Source organism: Faecalibacterium sp. I4-3-84 (assembly GCF_023347255.1).
Lineage (GTDB): Bacteria > Bacillota > Clostridia > Oscillospirales > Ruminococcaceae > Faecalibacterium > Faecalibacterium taiwanense.
On the sequence record NZ_CP094466.1, the window covers coordinates 2,067,937 to 2,093,200 of the forward strand.

The following is a 25,264-nucleotide window of genomic DNA, read 5'->3' on the forward strand; positions in this document are numbered from 1 at the left end:
GAACACAAAGCGACATTTTTTTGCCCTGTGCACAGTCTCCTTGGGATACTACGAAGCTGCCGGTGCTGTTTTACTCCGCAGCCTGCTTTTCTGCGCGGGCCTTCATACGCTCCAGCTGGGCGGTGCGCTGCTTTTCCCACCGGGCAAGAGAAGCATCGTCCGGGATCTGCAGGCAGCGGGCGTAGCTCCAGTGCAGGCCGTCGCGGCGGGCCAGCTTGTAGCGCTGGAACACACCCTTGCCTGCGGCATTGCTGCTGCCGGCGCAGTGGGGGCACTGGCTCAGGGTGTACCAGCTGTTGCTGCCCTTTTTCAACCATACATCATCGGGCTTGAGCGGTGCGCCGCACTCCGGGCAGCTCATGGTGTAAATTTTGGGGTCGGTGCGCCAGGTGTACTGCTCCACATAGCCGCGGAAGACCTCAAAATCCCGGTAATCGCCGGGGGTGGGGCACAGGCTGGCCCGCAGGGATTCCTCCTCAGTGGGGTAGGCCGCAAGACCGGCCCGCAGGTCGAGCATCCGGCAGACATCGGCGGTGTACAGCGTGTCGGAAAGGGCATCGTGGAACTGCCGCTCCATGGGCAGCCCTAAGCGGGTGACGACGCTTTCCAGCGTCATGCCCTCGCCCTCTTTGCGGGGATGCTCCCGCAGGAACACCTGCTGCAGGTCGTACCAGACGGTGGGCTTTGATTCGTCGATGTTGCACAGGTACAGGTTCTGCTTGAGCACCGGTACGTCATCCATGCCCCACTCGGCAAATTCGGCATCCGGGCCGCACCACTGCATAAAGCGGCGCAGGCCCTGCACGATGGGCTCACCCTTGTCCAGATCGGCCTGCGTCAGGCCGGTGACTTTAGCAATGTGATGCTGCAGCTTGCGGAAGATGCGGGGCCGCAGATGGATGGAAAAGGTGTCCAGCACGTTGGCATCCTCGTCAATCTTCACGGCACCGATCTCCACAATCTCGCCCCGGAAGGTCTGCTGCACGCCATGGTAATTAAAGGTATACGGCTGGTAGCCGATATTCCATTCCAGATCAAATAAAACCAGATTGCGTGGCATTGTTTTGCGTTCCTCTCGTTACTTTAAAATAAACTTCTCCACAGCCTCGGCCACACCGTCGTGGTCGTTGTCGGCGGCAGTCACATAGTCGGCCACGGTCTTTACCGGCTCTTCAGCGTTCTGCATGGCCACGCCCACACCGGCGTACTCGATCATGGAGCGGTCATTCAGGCCGTCGCCGCAGGCCATCAGGTTTTCGCGGCCAAGGCCCATGTGCTCCAAAAGGGCGGCAAGGCTGCCGTCCTTGGCAACGCCCAGCGGCACGGCTTCAATAAAGAACGGGCTGGAGGGGTACAGGTCGATGCGGCCGTCAAACTGCTTTTTGCCGGCGGCCCACACCTCGTCCCGGCGGGCGGGGTCCAGCGTGATGAGCATTTTGCAGATGGGGTAATCCACATACTTGGCCAGATCGTCCACGCCGGTCATGGGCAGTTTGCAGGTAAAGCACTCGCGCAGTGCCCACTTGTCGTCCGGGTGCTCGGTGACAACGCCCTCTTTATTATAGGTGATAATGGTCACGTTCTGTGCGGCGGCAAAGGCGCACAGCTCGGGTACGTACTGGGCATCCAGCTGTTTCTGGTACAAAGTCTCGCCGGTGCGGCAGTCGATGATCTTGCCGCCGTTGTAGGAAAGGATGCAGCCGCCCTTTTTATCCAGCCCCAGTTCCTTTGCCAGCGGCAGCACGCCCGCGGTGGGACGGCCGGATGCCAGCACGATGGTGACACCCTTTGCAATTGCGGCATCCAGTGCGGCGCGGGTGCGGGGTGTAACTTCCTTCTGGCTGTTGGTCAGGGTGCCATCCAGATCCAGTGCCAGAACTTTGATCTCTGCCATATAAAATCCTCTCAATTTATATAAAGGTAAAAAAGCACTTACTCTCTTATTGTACAATGAAATGCCATCATCTTTCAACCCTTGCAGAGACGTTTGTGGAAAAAGTGGTGGCACTTGAGCAGGATTTTACATCCCTTTCCGGCTTTTTACGTTGGCGCGGATGCCGCAGCCGACGAGGAGAACTGCCTGCTGGGCCTGTTCCAGAAACCCAAGTACATCTTCCTGTTCATCGGCGACGGCATGGGCACTGCCCAGATCCAGTCTGCCCGCTTCTACAAGGACACCGTGGACAACAACGGCGCTGTGACCGAGGCCGACTTCCACATTTTCCCGGATAAAGTAAAACCTCCCCGCTCTGGAACCGCAGCGACTGCGGCCGGGCAGGGAGGTTTTGCGTTGATTATGCTGTTTGCCTTTGCGGCTCCGCGGGTGAAAAAACAAATCGGGAAAGTCCGCAGACTTTCCCGATTTGTAATTTAGAAAATGATTCCGCTGAATATGGCCAGAGCAAAGCGGAGGCCATTCAAAATTTAATTGTTGATCTCCGGGAAGCCCTCCAGCTTGCTGGTGCAGTGGGGGCAGCGCACTGCCTTGATAGAGATCTCACTCTGGCAGTAGGGGCACACCTTGGTGGTGGGCTCTGCGGGAGCTTCCGGCTCAGCAGGTTTCTTGTGCAGGGCGTTGATGGTCTTGATGACCACAAACAGCACAAAGGCCACGATCAGGAAGTTGATGATGGCGGTGATAAATGCACCAATGCCGATCATCACATCACCCACATGGATGCCCACTTCCGAGAAATCTGCGTTGAAGAACAGGCCGATGAGGGGGTTGATGATATCACCCACCAGCGAGTTGACGATGGCCGTGAACGCACCGCCGATCACAACACCGACTGCCATATCCAGCACGTTGCCGCGCATGGCGAAGGCCTTGAATTCTTCAAAAAACTTTTTGATGCCTTTCACTTCTTTTTCTGCCATAAGAAAATCCACTCCTTTACTCCCTTTATGCCGCAAGGAAACGTATTTGCTTCTATGATAGCGAATTTTTGGCGTGATTGCAAGGGAAAATGACAGCCTCAGCCCTCTTTTGGAAAAAAATAAAACGGGAAAGTCCTGCAGACTTTCCCGTTTTGCAAGGATGAAACAGTTTTTACTTTTCCGGTGCAGTAAAAGCGATGGGGGTAGCACCTGCAGCGGCATCCACACTCAGCAGGGAGATGGGAGCGACCTCGTAGTGCAGGGTCTCAAAGCTCTGGGTCTGGCCGTCCTCGGTGGTGAACTCCAGAATGTAGGTCACGTCGGACTGCTTGTCAGCCTCCACGTCGCGGGTGATGACGATGTTCTCGCCGTCAGCCAGACCGTTCTCACCGGCCAGATTGTCGCCCTTCTCGTCGCTGCCTGCATCGTACAGGTACAGCTCGGTGACGGTAGAACCGGTGGTGTTGTACACAGTGTACTCAGCGGTGGTGGGCTCAGCAGCTTCGCTGGAAGCAGCCTCAGAGCTTGCAGCCTCGGAAGAAGCGGCAGCAGAAGAAGCCACAGAAGAGGAAGCGGCGGTGGAGGATGCAGAAGAACCGCAGGCGGTCATGCCAACAGCCAGTGCTGCAGCGGCAGCAACGATCGCAATGTTCTTGAGTTTCATGTGAAATATACTCCTTTGAATTTACTTCGTATTCAGATCAACCAACAGGGTGTGATGGATGATGAAGACGATTATACGGGAATTTCGACAAAAAATCAAGACGCCTGTGTGCATTTTCAACGACGAAACAGGAACTGTTACCAATTCGACATGAAATTGGAACATTTTAACATGAGTTCACATGAAGCAAAGTTTTGTAGGAAAGGCCGCTTGCCGCTTCGTAAAAAGACAGCCCCATGCAGATCTTGGTCTGCACAGAGCTGTCTGGTCGGAAGGTTGAAGAAGACGCAGTGCCCAAATGGCTTTACTTGGGCTGGCGGCCGATGTAAGCCAGAATGCCGCCGTCGGCGTACAGGATCTGGCCGTTCACAAAGTCGGAAGCGTGGCTTGCAAGGAACACGCAGGGGCCCACCATGTCGTCCGGCTCACCCCAGCGGCCTGCGGGGGTCTTGGCAGTGATGAACTGGTCGAAGGGGTGGCGGCTGCCGTCCGGCTGCACCTCCCGCAGAGGTGCGGTCTGGGCAGTGGCAATGTAGCCGGGGCCCATGCCGTTGCACTGGATGTTGTACTCGCCGTACTCGGAGGCAATGTTCTTGGTGAGCATCTTCAGTGCACCCTTGGCGGCAGCGTAGGCGGAGACGGTCTCGCGGCCCAGCTCGCTCATCATGGAGCAGATGTTGATGATCTTGCCCTCGCGTTTTTCCATCATGTCCGGCAGAACGGCCTTGGAGCAGTTGAAGGCACCGCCTACATGCACATCGATGACCCGCATAAAGTCGGCGTGGCTCATCTCGGTCATGGGCACGCGCTTCATCAGACCGGCATTGTTTACCAGAATGTCCACAGGGCCGACCTCGGCCTTGATCTTTGCAACCATGGCGTTCACAGCGTCCTCATCGGACACGTCGGCCACATAGCCGTGTGCGTCGATGCCGGCTGCCTTGTATGCTGCAAGGCCCTTTTCAAGGCTTGCTTCGGAAGAGCAGTTGAAGCAGATGGCGGCACCGCACTTGGCCATGCCTTCGGCGATGGAAAAACCGATGCCGTGGGCACCGCCGGTGATCAGAGCCACCTTGCCCTGCAGGTTGAAAGCGGAAAGATCCATGATGTTCTCCTTCTCAAGTTAAATTTTTAGCAAAAAGCCCCGTACCGGTGGACCCGGTACGGGGCTTGTGTATGGTGCTTTTTAGCGCAGGTCAGTGGTAGCGATGTTGTCCATGTCGTCAAACTCCATGTTCTCGCCGCCCATTGCCCAGATAAACGTATAGTTCGAGGTGCCTACGCCGCTGTGAATGCTCCAAGAAGGGCTGATGACAGCATCCTCGTTGTGCATCACGATGTGGCGGGTCTGGGTAGGCTCGCCGCACATGTGGAACACCACCTGCCCCTCGGGCAGTTCAAAGTAGGTATAAATTTCCATGCGCCGCTCGTGGGTGTGGCTGGGCATCGTGTTCCAGTTGGAACCGGATTCCAGTTCGGTCATACCCATGCTGAGCTGGCAGGTCTTCAGAACATCCGGGTGGATGAACTGATTGATGGTGCGCTTATTGCAGGTCTCGACGCTGCCCAGAGGACGATGGTTTGCATCGGCCATCTTGATCAGGCGGGTCTCGTAAGAGCAATGTGCGGGAGCGGATACCATGTAGAACTTGGCGGGATGCTCCGGGTCGGCGGAAGCAAAGGTGACTTCCTTGGTGCCCTTGGTGATGTACAGGCAGTCCTTATAGCCCAGCTCGTACTTTACGCCGTCGGCCACCACGATACCGGTGGAATCCTTGCCGATGTTGAACATGCCGATCTCGCGGCGCTCCAGAAAGTAGTGGGTGCCGAAGTTTGCCCACACGTCGATGCCCTTGTCGATGGACACGGTCTCGTGCACCGGCATGCAGCCCAGCGTGACCATGCGGTCCACATGGCTGTACACAGCAACGACCTCATCGGCCTTGTACAGGCCGGTGATAAGCATTTCGTCCCGCATTTCCTCGGTGGTATAGCGCTTGAAATCCTTCTGGTTGCAGGAGTAGCGGATATCCATTCTGGACTCCTCCCTGCTCTTAGCGCTGAATACGGCCGGAACCGTCGCCGCCAGCCAGCTTCTCGACCTCGGACACGGTCATCATGTTGTAGTCGCCCTCGATGGAGTGCTTCAGAGCAGAAGCAGCAACAGCGAACTCAACAGCTTCCTGAGTGGTCTTGCCGGTCAGCAGGCTGTAGATCAGGCCGCCGCCGAAGGAGTCGCCGCCGCCAACGCGGTCGATGATGTGCAGGTCGTACTTCTTGGAGAAGCAGTACTCATTGGAAGCAACATCGTACAGCATAGCGCTCCAGCCGTTGTCGAAGGCGCTGTGGCTCTCACGCAGGGTGATAGCGACCTTCTCAAAGTGGAACTTGTCAGCCAGCTGCTTAGCCACGCTCTTGTAGCCCTCGGCATTCAGCTTGCCGCCGTAGATATCGGTAGCCTCGGCCTCGATGCCGAACACGTCCTTTGCGTCCTCCTCGTTGGAGATGCACACGTCAACGTACTGGCACAGATCGGTCATGGCAGCGCGGGCCTGCTCACGGGTCCACAGCTTGCCGCGGTAGTTCAGGTCGCAGCTGATCTTCACGCCGTGAGCCTTAGCAGCCTTGCAGGCCTCGCGGCAGATCTCGACGACATTCTCGCCCAGAGCCGGGGTGATGCCGGTGAAGTGGAACCAGTCCACGCCCTCGAAGATCTTATCCCAATCAAAGTCGGAGGGCTGAGCCAGCTGGATGGCACTGTTGGCACGGTCGTAGATGCAGACGGAACCACGCTGAGAAGCACCCTTCTCGTTGTAGTAGATGCCAACGCGATCGCCGCCGCGGGTGATCATGCTGGTGTCAACGCCGTAACGGCGCAGGCTGTTGACAGCGGCCTGACCGATTGCGTGTGCGGGGAGCTTCGTGACGAAAGCTGCGTCCAGACCGTAGTTGGCCAGAGAAACAGCAACGTTTGCCTCGCCGCCGCCGAAGGTGAACTCCAGGCTGTTAGCCTGAACGAAACGCTCGTAGTTGAACGGCTGCAGACGGACCATCAGTTCGCCAAAAGTAACGACTTTCATTGGTTATTCTCCTTTTATTTACAGGTGTTTATGACCTTCTGCTGCGGGGCATCCCCGGCGCAGCAGGGCTTTCACGGATAAGGGGGCCGGAGCTCAGGCCTGAACCAGGTGGAATGCGAAGCCGCCGATCTCGTCTGCAAAGTAGCAGGCGATGGTCTTGCCGTTCTTCACGACCTTGCTGTCCAGATCGAACTTGGCACCGCGCTGAGACAGGTGATAGATGGCACGATCCACGTTGTTGCAGCCGATGGCGATGTGGCCATTGGTGCCGCGGCCGACCTTCTTCATGATCTCGAACTCCTTGTTGCCGACGAAGATGCTGGAGTTGCCGGGAGCGACCTTCATGTTCAGCAGGCTGCCGATGATGTTTGCCACCTTCATGGCCTCTTCCTCGTTCTCGGTGTTGATGCCAATGTGCATCAGCTTCAGGCCCAGCATGGTGTCAACAGCTTCCTTGCTCTGAGCAGTGATCTTTGCCCAGTCGCCGGCTTTGATCACGTCACTCTTGCACATCCAGGTGCCGCCCACAGCAAAGATCTGGTCGTAGCCCAGATAATCGTTGACGTTCTTTGCGTTGACACCGCCGGTGCACATCCAGCGTGCGCTCTTCAGGGCAGCGCCGATGTTCTTCAGCATGCCGACACCGCCGTTTGCCTCAGCGGGGAAGAACTTCAGGGCCTCGCAGCCCATGTTCATAGCCTGCTGCATCTCGCCTGCAGAGCAGGTGCCGGGCATCATGATGCCGCCCTTGTCGATAACGTGCTTGCAGACTTCGGGGTCGAAGCCGGGAGCAACGATGAAGGAAGCACCAGCTGCCATTGCACGGTCAGCCTGCTCGGTGGTCAGGACAGTGCCTGCGCCCAGCAGCATCTCGGGCATCTCCTCGTGGATCTTGCGGATGCACTCCTCAGCACATGCGGTGCGGAAGGTGACCTCAGCTGCGGGCAGACCGCCGTCAGCCAGAGCCTTGCACAGGGGCAGGGCCTCATCAACGCTGTTAAAAGCGATAACAGGGATAATGCCGATCTGATAGACCTTTTCTACGATGGGATTCATAACGCATTTCTCCTTTTAGTTTGAACTCTCTTGGTGCGCGTGGGCTGCCGTTTGGGCATGGTGCACCCACTGTGCGCTCATATTATTAGTATAAACGACGGAAATGAGTTTGGAAATGCTCAACAAGCACAATGTTTTGCATAAGAGCTTGTATACATTGCACAAAAATGACGAATGACCTGAAAATTGGGGCTGTTTTGACCCTGTTTGCTCAAATACCAAGCCTGCCGAACAGCTCTGCAACGCCGTCGTGGTCGCAGTCGGCTTCGCTCACAATGCTGCCAATGGCCTTGATCTGGGGCATTCCGTTGGCCATAACAGCGGCGATCCCTGCCTTTTCCAGCATGGCGCGGTCGTTCTCGCTGTCGCCCACGGCAAGGGTGTTCTCGTGGGGGATGCCCAGCAGGTCGGCCAGAGCCAGCAGGGCACTGCCCTTATCCACACCGGCAGCAGTCACTTCAATGTTATCCGGCGAACCCTGCACCACGGACACGCCCGGGATAGCCTGAAACTTTGGCAGGGCAGCGGCGGTCTTTTCGGTGCTGTCGAAGAACATGCACAGTTTTTCAATCTCGTGCGCATGGCGGGACATCCAGCTCTCGATGCCGGGAATGACGGTAAAGCGGCCGTCGGTCAGGTTCTGCCGCGCCTCGGAGGAGAGAAAGTGGGCGGTGCGGGAGGTGAGCTTTGCAATGCCCTCCGGAGTCTTGATGGCAAGGCCGTCGCTGAATACGCTCAGCTCGCCATCGTACTGCTGGAACAGGTCAAAAGCTTCCCGTGCCACTTCTGCCGGCATCAGGCGGTGCATCAGGCAGGCGGGCTCACTGGTATGGCGCTGGGCGGCATTGGCATAGCGGCTGTGCACAGCACCCATGGGGTCATCGCCAAGGTCCCACACGGCGGCACCGTTGGAGGTGATGGCATACCGGATGCCGGGCAGCTTTGCCACAACAGGCGGCAGGCTGGCCAGCGGGCGGCCTGTGGCGGGCACCACCACCACGCCATGCTCTACAGCGCGGGCAATGGCTTGACGGGTGGCAAGGGTGACCTCGTTGTTCCGGTTCAGCAGGGTGCCGTCCAGATCCAGCGCGGCAAGGCGGACAGGGGGAAAGCTTTGCAACATAATGGCTCCTTTTATAATAGATACGCTCAAAAACAGAGCGCAGGTTTACAACACTCTTTTTATTTTATCGCACCGGAAAGGTTTGCGCAAGATGGCGTGATGTGGTATAATCATACGTCATCACATTGAAAATATAGGAGAAATACCATGAATCCCAAACAATTGTGGAGCCGGCGCCGCCCGCACCTGTGGTTCCAGCTGTACTGGGTGGTGTATCTGATCTGGTTCTTCTGGCTGGATCTGACCATCAAAGATCCCCAATATATCATCCACGCCCCGCTTGATGATCTGATCCCCTTCAATGAGTGGTTCATTTTTCCGTATTGCAGCTGGTTTGTGCTGCTGGCTGGTGTGACGGCCCTGCTGTGGTGGTGCGACACCCAAAGCTACGATAAGCTCTGCCTGACCATGTTTTCCGGCATGACCTTCTGCCTGATCCTGTACATGCTGCTGCCCAACGGTCTGGATATCCGCCCCACAGTGGATGCGGTGGGCCGCAGCAACATTGCAATGAGCATCATGCAGCTGATCTGGAGGGCGGACGCCTCGGTCAATGTGTGCCCGTCCATCCATTGCCAAAGCACGGCCTGCATGGCAATGGCGTTCAGCCACAGCAAGCTGGCAAAGGAGCGCCCGGCCCTGAAAATTCTGGCCTGGGTGTGGGCTGCACTGATCTGTGCGTCCACCGTGTTCACCAAGCAGCACTCCATCATTGATGTGGTGTGCGGTCTGGCCGTGGCCTTTGTGTGGGCGCCGGTGGTGTACCGTTCCGCTAAAAAGTAAACGCAGCAAAAGCCCTTCACCCGGAGGGCTTTTGTGCTGCCATGAGGCCTGTCTTGACAAAACAGAGAAAAATGTTGGCGATTTTTAGTTGCAGCTACACTTGACAGCCGCCCTGTGGTTGGGTAATATGGTCTTGATAACTTCAATACTAGTATATCAATTTTTGTTTTACACCGGAGGTTGAAGGGAGAGAGACCACATGTCATCACTGAGTGCGCGCGAAACGGCATACCAGACTATCCGCAGCCGGATCATCACGATGGAGCTGAAGCCCGGTGATCCGCTGAATGACCGGGAGCTGGCCGAAGAGCTGGGCATCAGCCGCACGCCCATGCGGGAGGCTTTGCTGATGCTCAATCTGGCCCGCATGGTGGACATCAAACCGCAGAGCGGCACCCATGTGGCACCCATCAACCTGAAGTTGATGGAGATGGAGCAGTTTGCCCGCTATACACTGGAAAAAGAGATCCTGAACCGGCTGCGCGGCCATGTGACACCCCGGCAGGAGGAAGAATACCGCAGCAACATTGAGACATACCGTGAGCTGGAAGCGGATATGAGCCAGCCGGACCGCACTGCCCGTATGCTGGAGCTGGATAATGCATTCCACCGCAAATCCTTTGAGTTGTGCGGCATGGAAGCTCACTACGACCACATGCTGGCCAGCCTGCAGCATGTGGAGCGCATCCGCAAGTTCAGCCTGCAGACCGAGGAAAACAAGTCGGTCTGCTCCTCGCACACGGCAATTCTGGAAGCACTGCTGCACGGCAGCGCGGACGACGTGAGCGAAGCGCTGGAAAGCCACCTGAGCCGGTATAAGCAGTCGGTGGCGCAGGCCCGCAGCGTCCACCCGGAATATTTTATTGATGAATGAACTTGAGGGAGAAACCGCTGGAAGAGGGCAGGTTCCTCTTTTTTGCATAAAATGTAAAAAAATTGAATTACTTGAATCACGTTATTGACCAAAACAGCGTTTTGCGGTAAAATCGAGGCACAACAGGCATGGTATCATGCCGGTTCCCGACGCAGCGTGCCGTGGGGCGTGGCTGTGCGATCCCTTTACAGAATAAGGAGGTCTTAAGCAATGAAGGCCAAACGATTGATAGCTCTTGCACTGGCAGCAGTGTTCATGCTCAGCGCGGCAGCAACGCCGGTGTTTGCCGCAGCAGCTCTGCCGCAGGAAAATGCAGCGCTGGAGCAGCAGAATGATATGGTTTCCATCCGGCTCAAAGCCACGGGCGACCTTGTTTATGGCTCCAACTACAAGCTGGAGGTGCAGACCAACCCTGCCGATACCCAGTATATCGGTGTTGTGGTGGGCGTTGGCGGCGAAGCGAATGGCTATGTGACGCTGGTGCTGTCGGATAAGATCCGCACGCTGCTCAAGATGATCCCGCTGCCCAAGAAGATGTCCAAGACACCGGATCAGGCAGAGGAGTTCAATGTGTACAGCTACCTCAAGCAGCTGATCGACGGCAACGATGTCAGCGTGCTGCTGCGGGTGGCCGATGAGGCCGTCTCGGTGATGGATGTGCTGCACTTCTATGTACCTACCATCGATCAGGTGTCCAACGGCCTGCGCCTTGCGCTGAACCTGATCCGCAAGTATCTGCCGGAGGGCGCGTTCAGCCGTATTTATCTGGACGAGCAGCCGGTGGATGCCGGCAACTATGTGGCCGGTGCACTGGCGCTGGAAAGCAGCGATATGAACACCGCAGGCTTTGCCATGTTCAAGATCAAGCCCAAGACAAACGGCGTGCGCATGTACTGGGCACAGCAGGCCGAAAAGCCCATGACCGCCGAAGAGCTGCAGAGCTTCAATGAAGCGGCTGTGCTGGAAGTGGATGGTCAGGTGGTGCCCACCGATAAGATCCGCTACAGCTACAAGAAGTCCGGCTGGGGCTGTGATGCCACCAGCGAGCTGCCCACAGAGCCGGGCACCTATGTGCAGACGGCAGAGATCGGCGGCAATTACTCCTGCAGCAAGATCAGCCGCAACATCACCGTAAAGTGATGTCGTAAAGCAAAAACAAGACCCCGCACCAGAAGGTACGGGGTCTTGCTGTATCTTATGAGAAAAACGGGATCACATGCGGAACCGGAAGCCCCAGCCGCCGCAGCAGCAGTTGCAAAGCAGGTTCAGCAGGATCATGCTCCAGCACCACTGCATCAGGCCGCCGGGGCTGGTGTAGGTGGCCTGTGTGGTGCGGTAGGTCTGGCCGGGGTTCTGCATCCGGCGCAGGTGCATCTGGTACTCGGTGTTGCCCGGGTCCAGCTGCACGGCACGGCGGGCATCCTGCAGCGCATCGATGCGGTTGCCCAAGCCCTGATTTGCGAGGGAGGAAAGATAATACCACCGGGCATTGCGGCCGGTCATGCCGTCCAGCACGCGGCGGGCCTCCGCATAGCGGCCATTGGCCACAAAGTTGCGGGCGGCCTGCATCTCCGGGCTGTCGGAGCCGGAATAGCTTGCGCCCTGCTGGCCATAACCCTGCTGGTAGCCGCCAAAGCCAAACCCGAAACCGAACGGGTCAAAGCCATCGAATCCGTCAAAACCGCCGTAACCGTTCTGATAACCCTGCTGCTGGTAGCTCTGCTGGCCGTAACTCTGTTGTTGGTAGCTGCCGTAGGGATTTCCGCCCATCTGGGGGCCGGTCTCGCCCTTGGTAATGGCATCGTAAGCCGCCTGCACTTCCTTGAAGTGCTCCTCGGCGGTAGGATCGTTGGGGTTCAGGTCCGGGTGCCAGCGCTTGCACTTGGCGCGGTATGCTTTTTTGATCTCGTCATCGCTTGCGCCGCGCGAAACGCCCAGCACCTCATAGGGGTCTCTCATGGATATACTTCCTCACGTCTCATTTCGCGCAGCCACAGTGCCGCGCAATGTTTATAGTCTACCGTATTGCCGTGGAAAAATCAAGACAAAGCCGCCATTCAGCCACGGCTGCGGGCCTGCTTGGCGGTTTTGCAGTTGTATTTGAGCCATACGCCGGAGTAAAGGATGTTGCGCAGCAGGTCTGCGTCCTCCACGCAGGGCAGGCGTTCAAAGCTCTGGGCACACTGCGCCAGCAGCAGCTCAAAGATCTCTTTCATCTCTTCCTCATAGCCGGGCTGCTGGCTGAGTGCTTTCAGCGGATTGTAGGCCCCCTTGCGCTGGTCGTGCTCCAGATCGTCATAGGCATCCAGCAGGTAGATGAACTTGCCCAGATGGAAGCCGATGCTGCGCAGCTCCGGTGACCAGTGATCCTGTCGGTAGTCGAACAGCTCTGCCATCAGCTCGCCAAAGCAGCCGGACACGGCATCCAGATCTTCGCTCCCGGCAGCTTCATATTCTGCCAGCCTGTCCAGACAGGTGCGGATGGCGCTGCACTGACGGGGCCAGCGGCTCTCGGCAGCCTGCTTACAGCCGGTAAGCAGCTTTTCATATCCAAGGCCCAACAGGCTGCGGTCGTCCTTCCACTTATCCTCGGCGTTGTAGTAGTGCAAGGCTACGCTCAGATCTGCACAGTAATCGGTGGGGGAGGCCGCCCGCCATTCCACACCGCCCAAGGGGTGGATGGGGCACCGGTCGTGGCCGGAAGAAGCTTCGGTCTCGCCCTCGTACAGGCTGCACAGCAGCAGGTTCAGGAAGGTGAGGTCATAGCTCAGCGTAAAGCGGCCCCGCAGGCCGTGCAGTGCGTCGATGCGGCGGCACAGCCCGCAGTAGGCGGTGCGGTAGCGCTTTTGTGCTTCGTCCGAAAGCGCGGCCTGATTGGGCACAACATAACCAAACATGGCTGCTCAGCTCTTTTTGATGAACTGGGTGCCGCAGCGCGGGCAGGAGATCTGGATGCGGCCGCGGCCACGGGGCACACGCAGCTTCTGGCGGCACTTGGGGCAGCGGTAGTAGTGGTAGAGCTTGCGGTTGGCCCACTGATCCTTCAGACCGCGGAACTTACGGTCTACGCGGTCCTTCAGGGCATAGTACTGGTAGTTCTCCTCCGTGCGCTTGGAAATGTTGCGGCTGAGCGAGCGGTAGTAGCACAGCACCAGCAGCACCAGACCCAGCCATGTGAACAGGCTGAAGCGGGTGAGCAGCGAGATCAGCAGCAGCACGATGGACGCGATGCTCAAAAACTGGTTCAGGCCATCGGTACCGTAGCGGCCGATCATAAACTGACGGAATTTTTCTCTCATAACTCCTGCATCCTTTGTTTTGGAATCAAAGCGGGCGCGCCCGCCGTTATTTTACAGTTCTTAGGATACCAGTCAACCATGATGAAATTTTGAACAGAGTGCAAATCTATCATGAAGGGACGGAAATTAAGCTTCCCGGCAACGGATGGTCACCACGGCATCGGTATCCAGCGCACCTTCCATGCGGCAGTGCAGCACGGCGCGGCCCGCTTCGCCGGTGGTGGCAAGGTAGGTGCCCGCCATGCCGCCGCGCAGCGGCACCACGCTGGGACCAATGATCTTCAGCGGGCCGTCCACGCTCAGCTGAACGGCTTCGCCGCAGTAGGGCAGCAGGCTGCCGTTCTGGTCGATGGCGCGCAGGCTGACAGCGGCGCAGTCCCAGGTGGGGCCGTCGGTGAGGATGGGGTTGTGCACGGTGCATTCCAGCCGGACGCTCTGCACCGGTTCCCGCACCACGGTGCGCACGGCGCGGCCATGCCACACGGCTTCAAAACGGTAGGCTGCGCACGGTGTGCCAAGCACGCCGATGTATTTGTAATACATGCGGGCTACCTCGTTCCAGCTCAGCCGCAGCGAAAGCATCCGCGCCTTGGAAAGCGGCGAAAGCTCCATGGCATCCCGGCGCATCTCGTTCAGGATAGCGGCTGTCATCTGGGCGGAGGCCAGGTCCATGCCCTCGTACTTTTCCAACAAAGAACCTACAAAATCGTTGATTTCAATGGGCGGATGCGTCATGGCGGCAAAACGGCCGTGCCGGTCAGGCGTGAACTCGGCAATGTAGTCGTTGCCGCGGTACAGCCGCACGCTTTCGGCGTTGGTGAACACCCAGCAGGCCGTGGGAACGCCGCCGGGCAGGTCGCCCAGTGCCATGCCGGAAGAGACTTCCAGCACGATGTCCGAGGGGGAACGCGGCGTTTTCTGGCTTGCATATACCGCCGCCGAAAGTTTCGGGTTGCGGAACATATCCATCACACCGTGGTAGCAGATGCGGTCGCCGCTGCCAAATTCCCGGTGGGTGTTGTAATCAGCCATGCACCAGCCAAAGCTGCCGGCCACACCCTGCTGCGCAATGGAATCGTTGATCCCGGCGGCATAGCGCAGAGCCTGCACCAGCCGGTGGGTCTCGTCGTCAAAGGGCTTGGTGGGCAGCTGCTGCCCGCCGAATTCGCTGATGAGATAGCCCTTGCGGGGATCGGAAGTCACTGCGGCGCGGGCTTCGCAGGCGGCACCGCGCCCACGGTAAGAGTAATCGTTGTAGGCGTAAACATCCTCCAGCAGCTGGCTCTTGCGGTGGTTCCGCGCGCCTGCCGTGGGGCGGGTGGGGTCCAGCCGGTGGATGGCCTCGTTGGTGCGCTTATAAAACGCTTCGTCGTCGGCGCTGTTGTTCACACGGGCACCCCACAAAAAGATGCTGGGGTGGTTGCGGCACTGGCACACCATCTCGCGGCAGTTCTGCAGGGCCTGCGCCTTCCAGCTCTCGTCGCCGATGTACCGCCAGCCGGGCATCTCGGTGAACACCAGCAGGCCCAGCTCATCGCAGGCATCCAGAAACGCCGGGCTCTGGGGGGAATGGCTGGTGCGCACTGCGTTGCAGCCAAGGTCTTTTTTCAGGATCTGAGCATCCAGCCGCTGGATGCTGTCCGGCATGGCATAGCCCTGATAGGCGTAGCTCTGGTGGCGGTTCAGGCCCCGCAGCTCCACGCGCTGACCGTTCAGGTACAGCCCGCCTGCCACGAACTGCACGGTGCGGAAGCCGAAGCGGATGGTCTTTTCGTCCAGCACACGGTCCGGCAGACCGGCAGAGCCGGGACGGATCAGCTGTACGGTGAGGGTGTACAGGGTGGGATGCTCGATGCTCCACGGGTGCACACCGTTCAGCACGCCGGTGATGGGCAGGGAAAGCTCGCCGCTGTAGGCGGCGCGGCTGCCGGAAGGGCTGCGGATCTCGGCCTGCAGTGTGCAGCCTACCGTCTCACCCACGGTGGAGGTATAGATGCGGAAATCGCCCTCGGCCTTTGCCTCGATGAACACATCCCGCAGGTAAGCGGGCTCCTTGATGTCCAGACTGACGGCACGGTAGATGCCGCCGTAGGTCAGGTGATCGATCTGCCCGCCAAAGGGCGGAATGTTCAGATCCTCGCGGCTGTCGCAGCGCACAGCCACCACGTTATTCTGACCCAGATGCAAAGCGCTGGTCAGATCTACCGTGAAGGCGGTGTAGCCGCAGGCGTGGTGGAACAGCCGCCGCCCGTTGCAGAACACGGTCGCGTCATGGGCAACGGCACCAAAGGTAAGCAGAACAGTGCGGCCTGCCCACTCTCTGGGTGCAAAAAACTCCCGCCGGTAGCCGCACAGGCACTGGTATTCATTTTCGTTGCAGTAATTGTAGGGCAGCACCCGCACAGTGTGGGGGATGCGCACCGGTTCCAGTTCCAGTCCGCACTCCGGCCGCACCAGTGCCGGGTCGAACCGGGGCGTGAACAGCCAGCCTTCGTTCCAATCGTAGTGTTCCATACAAGGGTCTCCATCCTGCTAAAATCACTTTACATCTTATAGTAACACAAACTTATGAACGAAAAAAGAAGCGGAAGGCGCTTTGAAAAAGGTTTTTTGCTGTTTTTGGCACGAAATGGTGTGGACTGCAAAGAAAAAGAGGCTCAGAGCAGCTTACGGACTGTTCTGGGCCTTTGGATCAGAAATTGATTTTCCGATCAGCGGATAAAATTGGTCATGGGGCGCTTGGGGTTCTGCGGGTGTTCAAAGCCTGCGGCCCTGCCTGCTTCGATGCAGTGCAGCAGCCATGCCATGTTGCGGCCCAGCTCCTGCATTACGGCGCAGCCCTCGGCATCCTGCAGCACCTGCTCGGTGTTGGAGCCGTGCACCATGGCCCAGTAGGAGCTGTTCACCAGCGGCATGTGGAAGAACTGCGGGTACTTTACCAGCTGGTCCAGCGTGGTAGTGGTGCCGGCGCGGCGGGCCGAGCAGCAGATGGCGGCAGGCTTGTAGGCCAGATATCTGCCGCCCGCGTAGGCAAGGCGGTCCATGAAGCTGGTCATGTTGCCGGATGCGGATGCATAGTGCACCGGGCTGCCGAACACGAAGCCATCGGCAGTTTTGGCCTTCTCGATGGCCTCGTTGACCACGCCGCCAAACACGCAGCCATTGCCTGCGGCACAGCCGCCGCAGCCGATGCAGCCGCCCACGGGTTTGCCGCCGACATGCAGGATCTCGGTGTCCACACCGGCGTCGTTCAGTTCCTTTGCAATGAGCGAAAGGGCGGTATAGGTGCAGCCTTTTTCGTGCGGGCTGCCGTTGATGAGCAGAACTTTCATGGGAATACTCTCCTTTTATGCCAGAATGCGCCGCAAAAGCCCGGCGCTGCCGGTTTTATTGTAGCACAAACCGCCAGACGGCGCAACGCGCGGCCCTTGACAAGAATATGCAGTTGGGTGATAATAAAGTGATACAAAAAACGTGTTTGCAGCCACATCTTCCGGCTGCAAGGAGGAGGAAAGAGAACATGCGCGTGATCGCAGGAGAAGCCCGGGGCCGCAGTCTGGAGGCCCTGCCGGGGACCGACGTGACCCGGCCCACCCTTTCGCAGGTAAAGGAGGCGATGTTCAGCATCGTCCAGTTCGACCTGCCCGGCGCACGGGTGCTGGACCTGTATGCGGGCAGCGGCCAGCTTGGCATTGAAGCACTGAGCCGCGGCGCGGCGCGCTGCGTGTTTCTGGACGAGAACCGCGAGGCGGTGAACATCATCATGCGCAACTGCAAGGCCTGCGGCGTGTTCGACCGCAGCCGCGTCAATATCGGCGAGGCTGCGCGGTATCTTTCCGCCTGCCGCGAGCAGTTCGACATCGTACTGCTGGACCCGCCCTTCCGCAATGGTACACTGGAAAAGATCCTGCCTGCGGTGGATAAATGCACCGCGCCCGGCGGCATCGTGCTGTGCGAGAGCGAGACCGGCATCGTGCTGCCGGCCGAAGCTGGCGGCCTGACCCTGAAAAAACAGTACAAGTACGGCAGGGTGCTGCTGTGGAAATACACAAAGCCCATGCAGAACACAGACCCTGCCGAGAACGAACCGAAGGGAGAAGCACTATGAACGTGAACGAACTTTTGGATACCATTGAGGACGCTCTGGAGGAAGGCGCCAATGTGCCCCTTTCCGGCGGCAAAAAGATCGTGGATGTGGAGCAGATCCGGGATTATCTGGACGAGATCCGCGCAAACCTGCCCGGAGAGCTGCGGCAGGCCCAGCAGATCGTGAACGACCGCGCTCAGATCGTGGAGACGGCCAACGCACAGGCGCAGGCCATTGTGAAAAAGGCTGAGGAGCGGGCGCGCATTCTGGTGAGTGAAGCCGAGATCGTGAAGGCTGCACAGCAGCGCGCCGGGGAAATCACCACTGCAGCCCAGAACGAGGCCCGCACCCTGCGCCAGACCGTGACCGACTATTGCGACAACATGCTCAAGAACACCGAGGAAACAATGGTGGAAAATGCGGCACAGGTAAAGAATGTGCGCGCAAATCTGCGCCAGAACGCCAAGAAAAACGGCTGAAGACAGCCTTTTTCACACACAAATTACACATACGGCAAAAACCAAAGTTCCTGCAGGCAGAAATGACGGCCGACAGGGACTTTTTTTGTTGCATTTTGCGGCAAAAACGGGAGCACAAACCCTTGCAATCAGGGGCCTGATTTGTTAAAATAAAACTGTGTTATCGGGTAAAAGTGTGCGCTGTGTGCACAGTGCCCGGAACACGGAAAGCTTATGAACTGAGAAAGGAGGCCGCAGCGATGGAACTTGAAACACAAGCAGCCTTTGACCCGGCCTCGTTTGAGCATATCCCCGTTCTGCTGAACGAGTGTCTGGAGGGTCTTTCCATTGATCCGGCCGGCACCTACCTTGACGGCACTGCAGGCGGCGCGGGACATTCCCGCCAGATCGCCTTGCGGCTGGATGCAGAAAAGGGCGGCAGGCTGATCTCGCTGGATCAGGACCCGGACGCGGTGCAGACCGCGCGTGCCCGCCTTGCGGGCCTGCCTGCCACGGTGGTGCAGATCAACTTCCGCTATGCCGGACAAGCTCTGGAAAGCCTTGGCATCGACAAGGTCAACGGCGCGCTGCTGGATCTGGGCGTTTCCAGCCATCAGCTGGACGATGCGGCCCGCGGCTTTTCCTACCGTGCGGATGCACCGCTGGACATGCGGATGAGCCAGCAGGGCGAAACGGCAGCGGACCTTGTGAACACCGAGAGCCGCGAAGAGCTGGCACGCATTCTGCGGGATTACGGCGAAGAACCTTTCGCATGGCAGATCGCGGGCAGGATCGTGGAGGCAAGGGAGAATTCTCCCATCGAAACGACCCTGCAGCTGGCAGACATCGTGGCCAGCGCCATGCCCCCGGCGGAACGCCGCAAAAACAAGAACCCTTCCCGCCGCACCTTTCAGGCGCTGCGCATTGCAGTGAACCATGAACTGGATGCGCTGGAAGAAGGCCTGGATACCATTTTCGATCACCTTGCGCCGGGCGGCCGGCTGTGCGTGATCACCTTCCACTCGCTGGAGGACCGGCTGGTGAAGAACAAATTCCGCCGCTGGTCCACCGCGTGCACCTGCCCGCCGGAGTTTCCGGTGTGCGTATGCGGCGGCAAAGCCAAAGCGAAGCTGATCACCCGCAAACCCATTGAAGCAAACAGTCAGGAATTGGAAGAGAACCGGCGCAGCCGGTCCGCCCACCTGAGAGTTTTGGAAAAATGCTGAACGGCAGAAGCCGTTGTGTGAGGAGGAGAGCAAACCATGGGTCAGGCAGCATATGATTATAACGCGGTACGCCGCAGAAAAGCCCCGCAGACACAGCGCAAGGCAGATCTGCGGGTAGCAAAGGGCGGCAAGCGTCGGCTTTCACCGCTGCAGGCAGCGGTGCACAACGCCATGCATCTGGTAGCAGCAGCACTGCTGGTGGGGTTTGCCATCAGCCTGCTGTGGAGCGAGTCCAAGCTGGTGGAGCTGAACGACCAGATTCAGGACGCAAAGGCTCAGCTGGTCAGCGAGCAGAGCCAGTATACTTACTATAACAGCACCCTGAACAGCAAGACCAACATCACCAGCGTGGAAGAGACGGCCGGCAGGCTGGGCCTGATGAAAATTGATCAGAGCCAGATCACCTACATCCGTTTGGGCGAGAGCGACACGCTGGAGCGCACCCAGTCCGCTGTGCGGCAGTGGACCGACTTTATCTACAACGGTGCCGTGAACATTCTTGGCACTGTAAAGTGAACCAAATACGGGAAAGCGTGCGGCAGCGCACGCTTTTTCGGTTTATACACCCTGTTTGCAGGGCAGTTCCAAATTTGACAAAAGCGCGGCAGAAGGCAGCAAATGCCCGCTGCCGCAGGAGCATACCATGTCGAAATTCTTCCGAAAATTCATCAAAAAAATAAAAGGCCCCTGGCCGGAAACCAGCACCGGTGCCCGCATGAACCCCAGAACCAGTCTGATCTGCGGCGGTCTGGCCCTTGTGGTCATGGGCCTTGCTGCGGCCCGTGTGACCTACAGCCTGTATGATATCCAGATCAAAAACGGTGACACCTACCGCCAGCTGGCCGCAAAGCAGCAGCTGCTGGATACCACCATCAAGGCCACCCGCGGCGAGATCTACGATACCTCCGGCATCACGCTGGCCTCCACCAGCGTGGTGTGGACCATCTGGGCCGACCCGGACAACAGCAAAATCTTATATGCCACCACCGGTAAGGATGAGGATGCGGTGCGCACGCTGGACACGGCCATGTGCGCCGAGGTCAGCCGGGAACTGACCCTGCGCCTGCTTTCCGGCGACGGCGAAAGTCTGGACGCGGTGGACACTTCCTCGGAAGCGTACCAGACCCAGTACCAGAAGGTTTACGATGCACTTTCCAAGACGGACACCAAGTATCAGGTGCTGGCCACCAAGGTGAACAACGCTGTCAAGCTGTCCATCGAATCCTACGTTTCCCAGTTCAACAAGGCACACAAGCGTGCCACTGAGACCTCCCGCAAGGGCAACATCTCGGTCGGCAGCGAGAAGAGCTTCCAGCGCAATTACCCCTACGGAGCGTTTGCAGCGGCAGTGCTGGGCTTTACCGATGCGGACGGCATTGGTACTTACGGTCTGGAAAAATCCTATCAGTCCACGCTGGCCGGTGTGGATGGCCGCACCATTACCCAGCGCAATGCCTACGGCAACGCCATTGCGGACGAGAATGCCACCACCTTTGCCGCCAAGGATGGCTCCAATCTGGTGCTTTCGCTGGATGTGAATGTGCAGGAGATCGTGGAACGGTATCTGAACGAAGCCATTGCAGCCAACACGGTGGAGAACCGCGGCTGCGCCATCGTGATGAACGTCAAGACCGGTGCCATCCTTGCCATGGCTTCCAAGCCGGATTTTGACCCCAACGACCCGCTGGACTACAGCGCAAATCTGGATTACCTCAACGAGCTGGTGCGCGCTGAGCCGGAGCTGTACGGCATCTACAAAAAGGATGAGAACGGCAACGAGCTGAAGGATGCAAACGGCAACCGCATTCTGGACGAGGAGGCCGATTACTCCGGCTACTTCCGCGATATCCAGTGGAAAAACAAGACCATCACCGAGTTGTACTACCCCGGCAGTGTGTTCAAGGTGATCACCTCGGCCATGGGCGTGGACTCCGGCCTTGCAAACATCAACACCACCTTTACCTGCGCCGGTGCTTACGGCGTGGCAAAGGAGACCTACCACTGCGCAGGCCACAAAGCCCACGGCACCATCACACTGGCCGAAGCTCTGCGCCAGAGCTGCAATATCTACTATATCCAGCTGGGCCAGCGCGTTGGCTCCCAGACCTTCTATAACTACTTCGATGCCTTTGGCTTTACCAGCCGCACCGGCGTGGACCTGCCCAGTGAGACGGGCTTCATGCAGTATTATAAGGCCAACCAGCTGGGCGAAGTGCAGCTGGCTTCCTCGGCCTTTGGTCAGGCAATGGCCATCACCCCGCTGCAGATGTGCACCGCTGTGGCCGCAGCCGTCAACGGCGGCTATCTGGTCACGCCCCATGTGGTGGATAAGATCACCGATGCAAATGGCAACGTGATCGAGGAGATCGGTGCCAATGTGCGCCGTCAGGTCATCAGCGAGAGCACCAGCAATGTGATCCGCCAGATCATGGAATATGAGGTGGGTGCCGGTACCGGCGGCGGCAAGTATGCCTATGTGTCCGGCTACCGTATCGGCGGCAAGTCCGGCACTTCCGAACAGTTGAACATGGATCGCCGTGCCGACGGTGACTACAAGAAGGTGGCATCCTTTGCCGCTGTCCTGCCCGCTGACGACCCGGAGATCATCGTCTATGTGATGCTGGATGACCCCAACAACGCCAGAACGGACTACTCGTCCCTGCTGGCAGCGCCCGTTGTGGGCAACATCATCAGCGAGATCGCACCTTACCTTGGCATTGCCGCCGACGGCGAGGATCGCAGCCAGACTGTGGTCACTGTGCCGAATCTGGTGGGCACCGAGTGGAGCAGTGCGCAGGTGCAGCTGAACATCAAGGGCCTCAGGCATCAGCTGGCCGAAAGCACCACCAGTCAGGCGGCAGCAGCTGTCACTTACCAGTATCCGCACGCGGGTGCAAAGGTGGCCTACGGCACCACCGTGTACCTGTATACCGATACCTATGAGGGCAGCCATACCGATGTGCCGGATGTGACCGGCAAGAGCGCGGACTTTGCCCGCCAGATGCTGTCTGCCGCCGGATTGAACTGTGTGGTGGAGGGCAATGCGAACGGCACCGTGCAGGCCCAGAGTGCAGACCCCGGTTCCAGTGTGCAGCGCGGCACCGTCGTGACCATTACCTGTGGATGAAAAGAGATAAACATGCTCGCCCTCTCAGGCTGCTTCGCGTCCAGCTCCCCCAAAGGGGGGACCTTGGAAAAAGATGAAGCCTGCGTGGCCTGCAAAGGCCGCTCACTTTGAGAGAGGTGGCACGGCGTAAGCCGTGACGGAGAGGGCGAACCAGCTGATAAAATAACGAGAGGGGACATGAACAATGGAAAAAATTTCTGCAAGCAAGCTTCTGGCAGGGCTGGTGCCCGCAGACTTCATCCGGGAAGAGGTGCAGGTGGAACTGGTGACCACCGACAGCCGCGAGGTGCGGCCCGGCTGCATTTTTGTAGCGTTCCCGGGTGAAAAATTTGACGGCCACGATTTTGCGGCCAAAGCACTGGAGAACGGTGCTGTTTATGTGGTGGTGAACCACCCGGTGGAGGGCGTGCCTGCGGAAAAGGCCATCCTCTGCCCGGACAGCTACCACGCCATGATGGTGATGGGTGCCAACTACCGCAGCCAGTATCACCCCAAGATGGTGGGTGTGACCGGCAGCGTGGGCAAGACCACCACCAAGCAGATGACCTACGCCGCCCTTGCAGGCTTTGGCGAGACCATCAAGACCGAGGGCAACCAGAACAATGAACTGGGCATGCCCCGCACCCTGATGCGGCTGGAAAGCAGCACTGAGTATGCCGTGATCGAGATGGGCATGAGCCATGCGGGCGAGATCGACCGTCTGGCCCGGGCCGCACGCCCGGATGTGGGCATCATTACCTGCATCGGTGTGTCCCACATCGGCAATCTGGGGAGTCAGGAGAACATCTGCAAGGCAAAGCTGGAGATCTGCAACGGCCTGCCGGAGGGTGCACCGCTGGTGCTGAACTATGATGATAAGTTCCTGCGCGCCGCAAAGCTGCCCGCCCACGTGAAGCCGGTATGGTTCAGTCTGGCAGATGAGAACGCTGATGTGTGTGCACTGTCCATCCGGCAGGAAGAGGACGGCATGAGCTTTGTGCTGGAAGATCAGGAAGAGGGCACCTTTGTGGTCAAGATCCCGGCCATGGGCAAGCACAATGTGGCAAACGCTCTGGCTGCCTACTGCGCCGCCACCCGCTTGGGCTGCGACCCGCGCGGTGTCATCAAGGGGCTTTCCAATTTTGAGCAGACCGGCCGCCGCCAGAAGGTGGTGCACAGCAAGGGCGTTACCGTCATTGAGGATTGCTACAATGCAAACCCCGACAGCATGAAGGCCGCGCTTGCCATGTTCAAGGAATTCCCCTGCAAGCGCCGCTTTGCCCTGCTGGGCGATATGCTGGAGCTGGGCGAGCTGTCCCGCGAAGCCCACGAGGAGCTGGGCCGTCTGGCTGCGGAGAGTGATCTGTACTGCCTTGTGACCTACGGCGAAAACGCAAAGCGCACGGCTGTGGTGGCTGCGGCCAAGGGGGTCAAGACCCTCCATGCCAACAACTACCGCGAGGCAGCGGATGCTCTGCTGAACCGGATAGAGCCGGGCGATGCCCTGCTGGTGAAGGCAAGCCGCGGCATGGCGCTGGAAAAAGTGCTGGAAATTTTCTACGCAGAGCAGAAAGATGCCGAAGAATAACCCTTTGGCATGAATTTGGAGATTGAAAAATGATTCGTTTCGCCTTGGTCGTCGCGTCGGTGCTGGGTTTTGTGCTGACTGCGGCGCTCGGCAATATGATGGTGCCGCTGTTGCGGGAGCTGCAGCGTGCGGCACGCGGCACACAGCCGGACAGCGATGCTCCGGACAGCCCGGTGCCTACCATGGGCGGGCTGTGCCTGATGGTGGGCACCCTTGCCGCTGTGGGCGTGGGCTGGCTGGCCGCATGTGCTGCACAGCCTTCCCTGCTTGGCAGCGACCGGCAGATGACCTCCCGCCTGCTCATTGCACTGCTGGGGTCGCTGGCCTTTGGCGCAGTGGGGCTGGCCGATGATCTGGCCCGCATCCGCGGCCGCTACCCGAACGGTTTGGGCCTTGGCCTGCGCTGCACACAGCGCCTTGCACTGGAATGCATCGCTGCAGCGCTGGTGCTGGGCCTGCTGGCACTGAACGGGTGCCTGCCCACAGGGCTGATCCTGCCGGGAGCATATTATGTGAAATGTACGCTGGCACCGCTGCTGTGGGCTGTGCTGCTGGTGGCGATGGCCGAGGCGGCCCGCGTGGCCGACGGTGCCGACGGCACGGTGTGCGGCGCGGCCTTTGTAGCTATGCTGGGCCTGATGATGCTGGAAACGCAGATGGGCTGGTTTCCGCTGGCAGTATTCCCGGCGGCACTGGCCGGTGCACTGATGGCCTTTCTGCTGTGGGATTTTCCACCGGCAAAGCTGCACCCCGGCCGGTGCGGCTGCTTGTATGCAGCGGGAGCCATTGGCTGCATCCCGCTGTGCATTGGCTACGCAGAGCTGAGCATCCCGCTGGCACTGCCCTTCTGGGTGGAGGGCGGCATGGTGCTGCTGCAGGTCCTGTTCTGCCGCTGGAAGGGCAGGCCGCTGTTTGCGGCGGCACCGCTGCACCGCTGGCTGGAAAAGCGCGGCATGAGTGCAGTGAATATTTTTTACAGCCTGTGCGCACTGAGCGTGTGCGGGCTGGCGCTGGCCGTGCGTCTGGCACGCTGGGCCTGAGCG

At 58.8% G+C, this 25,264-nt stretch carries 25 protein-coding genes; 11 read left to right on the top strand and 14 right to left on the bottom strand.

The genetic code is table 11. The annotated features are described in order from the left end of the window. Nucleotides 1–70: 70 nt before the first annotated feature. Nucleotides 71–1,060: a 3'-5' exonuclease gene (locus MTP41_RS10115; protein WP_120020727.1), complete on the bottom strand. Its 990-nt coding sequence runs from the start codon at nucleotides 1,058–1,060 to the stop codon at nucleotides 71–73. Between the two features lie 18 nt (nucleotides 1,061–1,078). Next, complete coding sequence (locus tag MTP41_RS10120) at nucleotides 1,079–1,894, bottom strand: Cof-type HAD-IIB family hydrolase (RefSeq protein ID WP_249235458.1); 816 nt, start codon at nucleotides 1,892–1,894, stop codon at nucleotides 1,079–1,081. A 114-nt stretch (nucleotides 1,895–2,008) separates the two neighbouring features. Here MTP41_RS10120 and MTP41_RS10125 point away from each other — a divergent pair, with 114 nt between their 5' ends. Continuing rightward, entirely contained in the window at nucleotides 2,009–2,374 is a 366-nt protein-coding gene (locus MTP41_RS10125; protein WP_249235459.1) for a hypothetical protein, read from the top strand. A gap of 50 nt (nucleotides 2,375–2,424) precedes the next feature. Here the strand turns inward: MTP41_RS10125 and mscL are convergent, their stop codons facing one another. The 7 genes from mscL to MTP41_RS10160 form a co-directional block, all read right to left on the bottom strand. Next, a complete protein-coding gene (gene mscL / locus MTP41_RS10130) occupies nucleotides 2,425–2,877 on the bottom strand; it encodes a large conductance mechanosensitive channel protein MscL (RefSeq protein WP_249235460.1) in 453 nt (150 codons plus the stop codon). Between the two features lie 172 nt (nucleotides 2,878–3,049). After that, complete coding sequence (locus MTP41_RS10135) at nucleotides 3,050–3,541, bottom strand: hypothetical protein (protein WP_044953969.1); 492 nt, start codon at nucleotides 3,539–3,541, stop codon at nucleotides 3,050–3,052. A 304-nt stretch (nucleotides 3,542–3,845) separates the two neighbouring features. Continuing rightward, entirely contained in the window at nucleotides 3,846–4,646 is an 801-nt protein-coding gene (locus MTP41_RS10140) for a gluconate 5-dehydrogenase (RefSeq protein ID WP_118528677.1), read from the bottom strand. Nucleotides 4,647–4,727: 81 nt separating this feature from the next. Beyond that, the gene (gene kduI, locus MTP41_RS10145; protein WP_005944042.1) at nucleotides 4,728–5,576 is read right to left on the bottom strand and encodes a 5-dehydro-4-deoxy-D-glucuronate isomerase; all 849 of its coding nucleotides are present in this window, start codon (nucleotides 5,574–5,576) and stop codon (nucleotides 4,728–4,730) included. 19 nt (nucleotides 5,577–5,595) lie between these two features. Continuing rightward, entirely contained in the window at nucleotides 5,596–6,621 is a 1,026-nt protein-coding gene (locus MTP41_RS10150) for a sugar kinase (RefSeq protein ID WP_097777423.1), read from the bottom strand. Nucleotides 6,622–6,714: 93 nt separating this feature from the next. Further along, nucleotides 6,715–7,677 carry a bifunctional 4-hydroxy-2-oxoglutarate aldolase/2-dehydro-3-deoxy-phosphogluconate aldolase gene (gene eda, locus MTP41_RS10155; protein WP_097777424.1) on the bottom strand — a complete coding sequence of 321 codons (963 nt, stop codon included), beginning with the start codon at nucleotides 7,675–7,677 and terminating at the stop codon, nucleotides 6,715–6,717. A gap of 211 nt (nucleotides 7,678–7,888) precedes the next feature. Next, nucleotides 7,889–8,800 (bottom strand): HAD-IIB family hydrolase, encoded by a 912-nt coding sequence (locus tag MTP41_RS10160; protein ID WP_118528671.1) that lies wholly within the window; start codon nucleotides 8,798–8,800, stop codon nucleotides 7,889–7,891. Between the two features lie 147 nt (nucleotides 8,801–8,947). On the opposite strand from MTP41_RS10160, the gene MTP41_RS10165 reads away from it, so the two are divergent. From MTP41_RS10165 to MTP41_RS10175, 3 genes are all read left to right on the top strand, one after another. Next, nucleotides 8,948–9,583 carry a phosphatase PAP2 family protein gene (locus MTP41_RS10165; protein WP_249235461.1) on the top strand — a complete coding sequence of 212 codons (636 nt, stop codon included), beginning with the start codon at nucleotides 8,948–8,950 and terminating at the stop codon, nucleotides 9,581–9,583. 199 nt (nucleotides 9,584–9,782) lie between these two features. Further along, nucleotides 9,783–10,457 carry a GntR family transcriptional regulator gene (locus tag MTP41_RS10170; RefSeq protein WP_120020733.1) on the top strand — a complete coding sequence of 225 codons (675 nt, stop codon included), beginning with the start codon at nucleotides 9,783–9,785 and terminating at the stop codon, nucleotides 10,455–10,457. A 210-nt stretch (nucleotides 10,458–10,667) separates the two neighbouring features. Next, complete coding sequence (locus tag MTP41_RS10175; protein ID WP_120120856.1) at nucleotides 10,668–11,597, top strand: hypothetical protein; 930 nt, start codon at nucleotides 10,668–10,670, stop codon at nucleotides 11,595–11,597. Nucleotides 11,598–11,669: 72 nt separating this feature from the next. On the opposite strand, the gene MTP41_RS10180 is transcribed toward MTP41_RS10175, so the two are convergent. From MTP41_RS10180 to MTP41_RS10200, 5 genes are all read right to left on the bottom strand, one after another. After that, complete coding sequence (locus MTP41_RS10180) at nucleotides 11,670–12,416, bottom strand: J domain-containing protein (protein WP_249235462.1); 747 nt, start codon at nucleotides 12,414–12,416, stop codon at nucleotides 11,670–11,672. A gap of 98 nt (nucleotides 12,417–12,514) precedes the next feature. Further along, on the bottom strand, nucleotides 12,515–13,354 hold the full coding sequence (locus tag MTP41_RS10185) for a DUF5685 family protein (RefSeq protein ID WP_097777430.1): 840 nt from the start codon (nucleotides 13,352–13,354) through the stop codon (nucleotides 12,515–12,517). 6 nt (nucleotides 13,355–13,360) lie between these two features. Beyond that, complete coding sequence (locus tag MTP41_RS10190; protein ID WP_005944061.1) at nucleotides 13,361–13,756, bottom strand: hypothetical protein; 396 nt, start codon at nucleotides 13,754–13,756, stop codon at nucleotides 13,361–13,363. A gap of 126 nt (nucleotides 13,757–13,882) precedes the next feature. Then, nucleotides 13,883–16,270 (bottom strand): glycoside hydrolase family 2 protein, encoded by a 2,388-nt coding sequence (locus MTP41_RS10195; RefSeq protein ID WP_249235463.1) that lies wholly within the window; start codon nucleotides 16,268–16,270, stop codon nucleotides 13,883–13,885. A gap of 197 nt (nucleotides 16,271–16,467) precedes the next feature. Next, nucleotides 16,468–17,088, bottom strand: coding sequence for a flavodoxin family protein (locus tag MTP41_RS10200; protein ID WP_249235464.1), 621 nt, complete (start codon nucleotides 17,086–17,088; stop codon nucleotides 16,468–16,470). 188 nt (nucleotides 17,089–17,276) lie between these two features. On the opposite strand from MTP41_RS10200, the gene rsmD reads away from it, so the two are divergent. The 7 genes from rsmD (at nucleotide 17,277) to MTP41_RS10235 (ending at nucleotide 25,261) form a co-directional block, all read left to right on the top strand. Beyond that, the gene (rsmD, locus tag MTP41_RS10205) at nucleotides 17,277–17,864 is read left to right on the top strand and encodes a 16S rRNA (guanine(966)-N(2))-methyltransferase RsmD (protein WP_044953972.1); all 588 of its coding nucleotides are present in this window, start codon (nucleotides 17,277–17,279) and stop codon (nucleotides 17,862–17,864) included. Beyond that, complete coding sequence (locus MTP41_RS10210; RefSeq protein ID WP_005944071.1) at nucleotides 17,861–18,322, top strand: hypothetical protein; 462 nt, start codon at nucleotides 17,861–17,863, stop codon at nucleotides 18,320–18,322. The genes rsmD and MTP41_RS10210 overlap by 4 nt, the downstream gene beginning before the upstream one ends. Nucleotides 18,323–18,561: 239 nt before the next feature. Continuing rightward, on the top strand, nucleotides 18,562–19,527 hold the full coding sequence (gene rsmH / locus MTP41_RS10215; RefSeq protein ID WP_005944076.1) for a 16S rRNA (cytosine(1402)-N(4))-methyltransferase RsmH: 966 nt from the start codon (nucleotides 18,562–18,564) through the stop codon (nucleotides 19,525–19,527). A 36-nt stretch (nucleotides 19,528–19,563) separates the two neighbouring features. After that, nucleotides 19,564–20,043: a hypothetical protein gene (locus MTP41_RS10220; RefSeq protein WP_005944079.1), complete on the top strand. Its 480-nt coding sequence runs from the start codon at nucleotides 19,564–19,566 to the stop codon at nucleotides 20,041–20,043. Between the two features lie 127 nt (nucleotides 20,044–20,170). Then, complete coding sequence (locus MTP41_RS10225; protein WP_249235465.1) at nucleotides 20,171–22,654, top strand: peptidoglycan D,D-transpeptidase FtsI family protein; 2,484 nt, start codon at nucleotides 20,171–20,173, stop codon at nucleotides 22,652–22,654. A 184-nt stretch (nucleotides 22,655–22,838) separates the two neighbouring features. Next, complete coding sequence (locus MTP41_RS10230; protein ID WP_118528655.1) at nucleotides 22,839–24,221, top strand: UDP-N-acetylmuramoyl-tripeptide--D-alanyl-D-alanine ligase; 1,383 nt, start codon at nucleotides 22,839–22,841, stop codon at nucleotides 24,219–24,221. Between the two features lie 29 nt (nucleotides 24,222–24,250). Beyond that, nucleotides 24,251–25,261 carry a glycosyl transferase family 4 gene (locus tag MTP41_RS10235; RefSeq protein ID WP_249235466.1) on the top strand — a complete coding sequence of 337 codons (1,011 nt, stop codon included), beginning with the start codon at nucleotides 24,251–24,253 and terminating at the stop codon, nucleotides 25,259–25,261. Nucleotides 25,262–25,264: the final 3 nt, after the last annotated feature.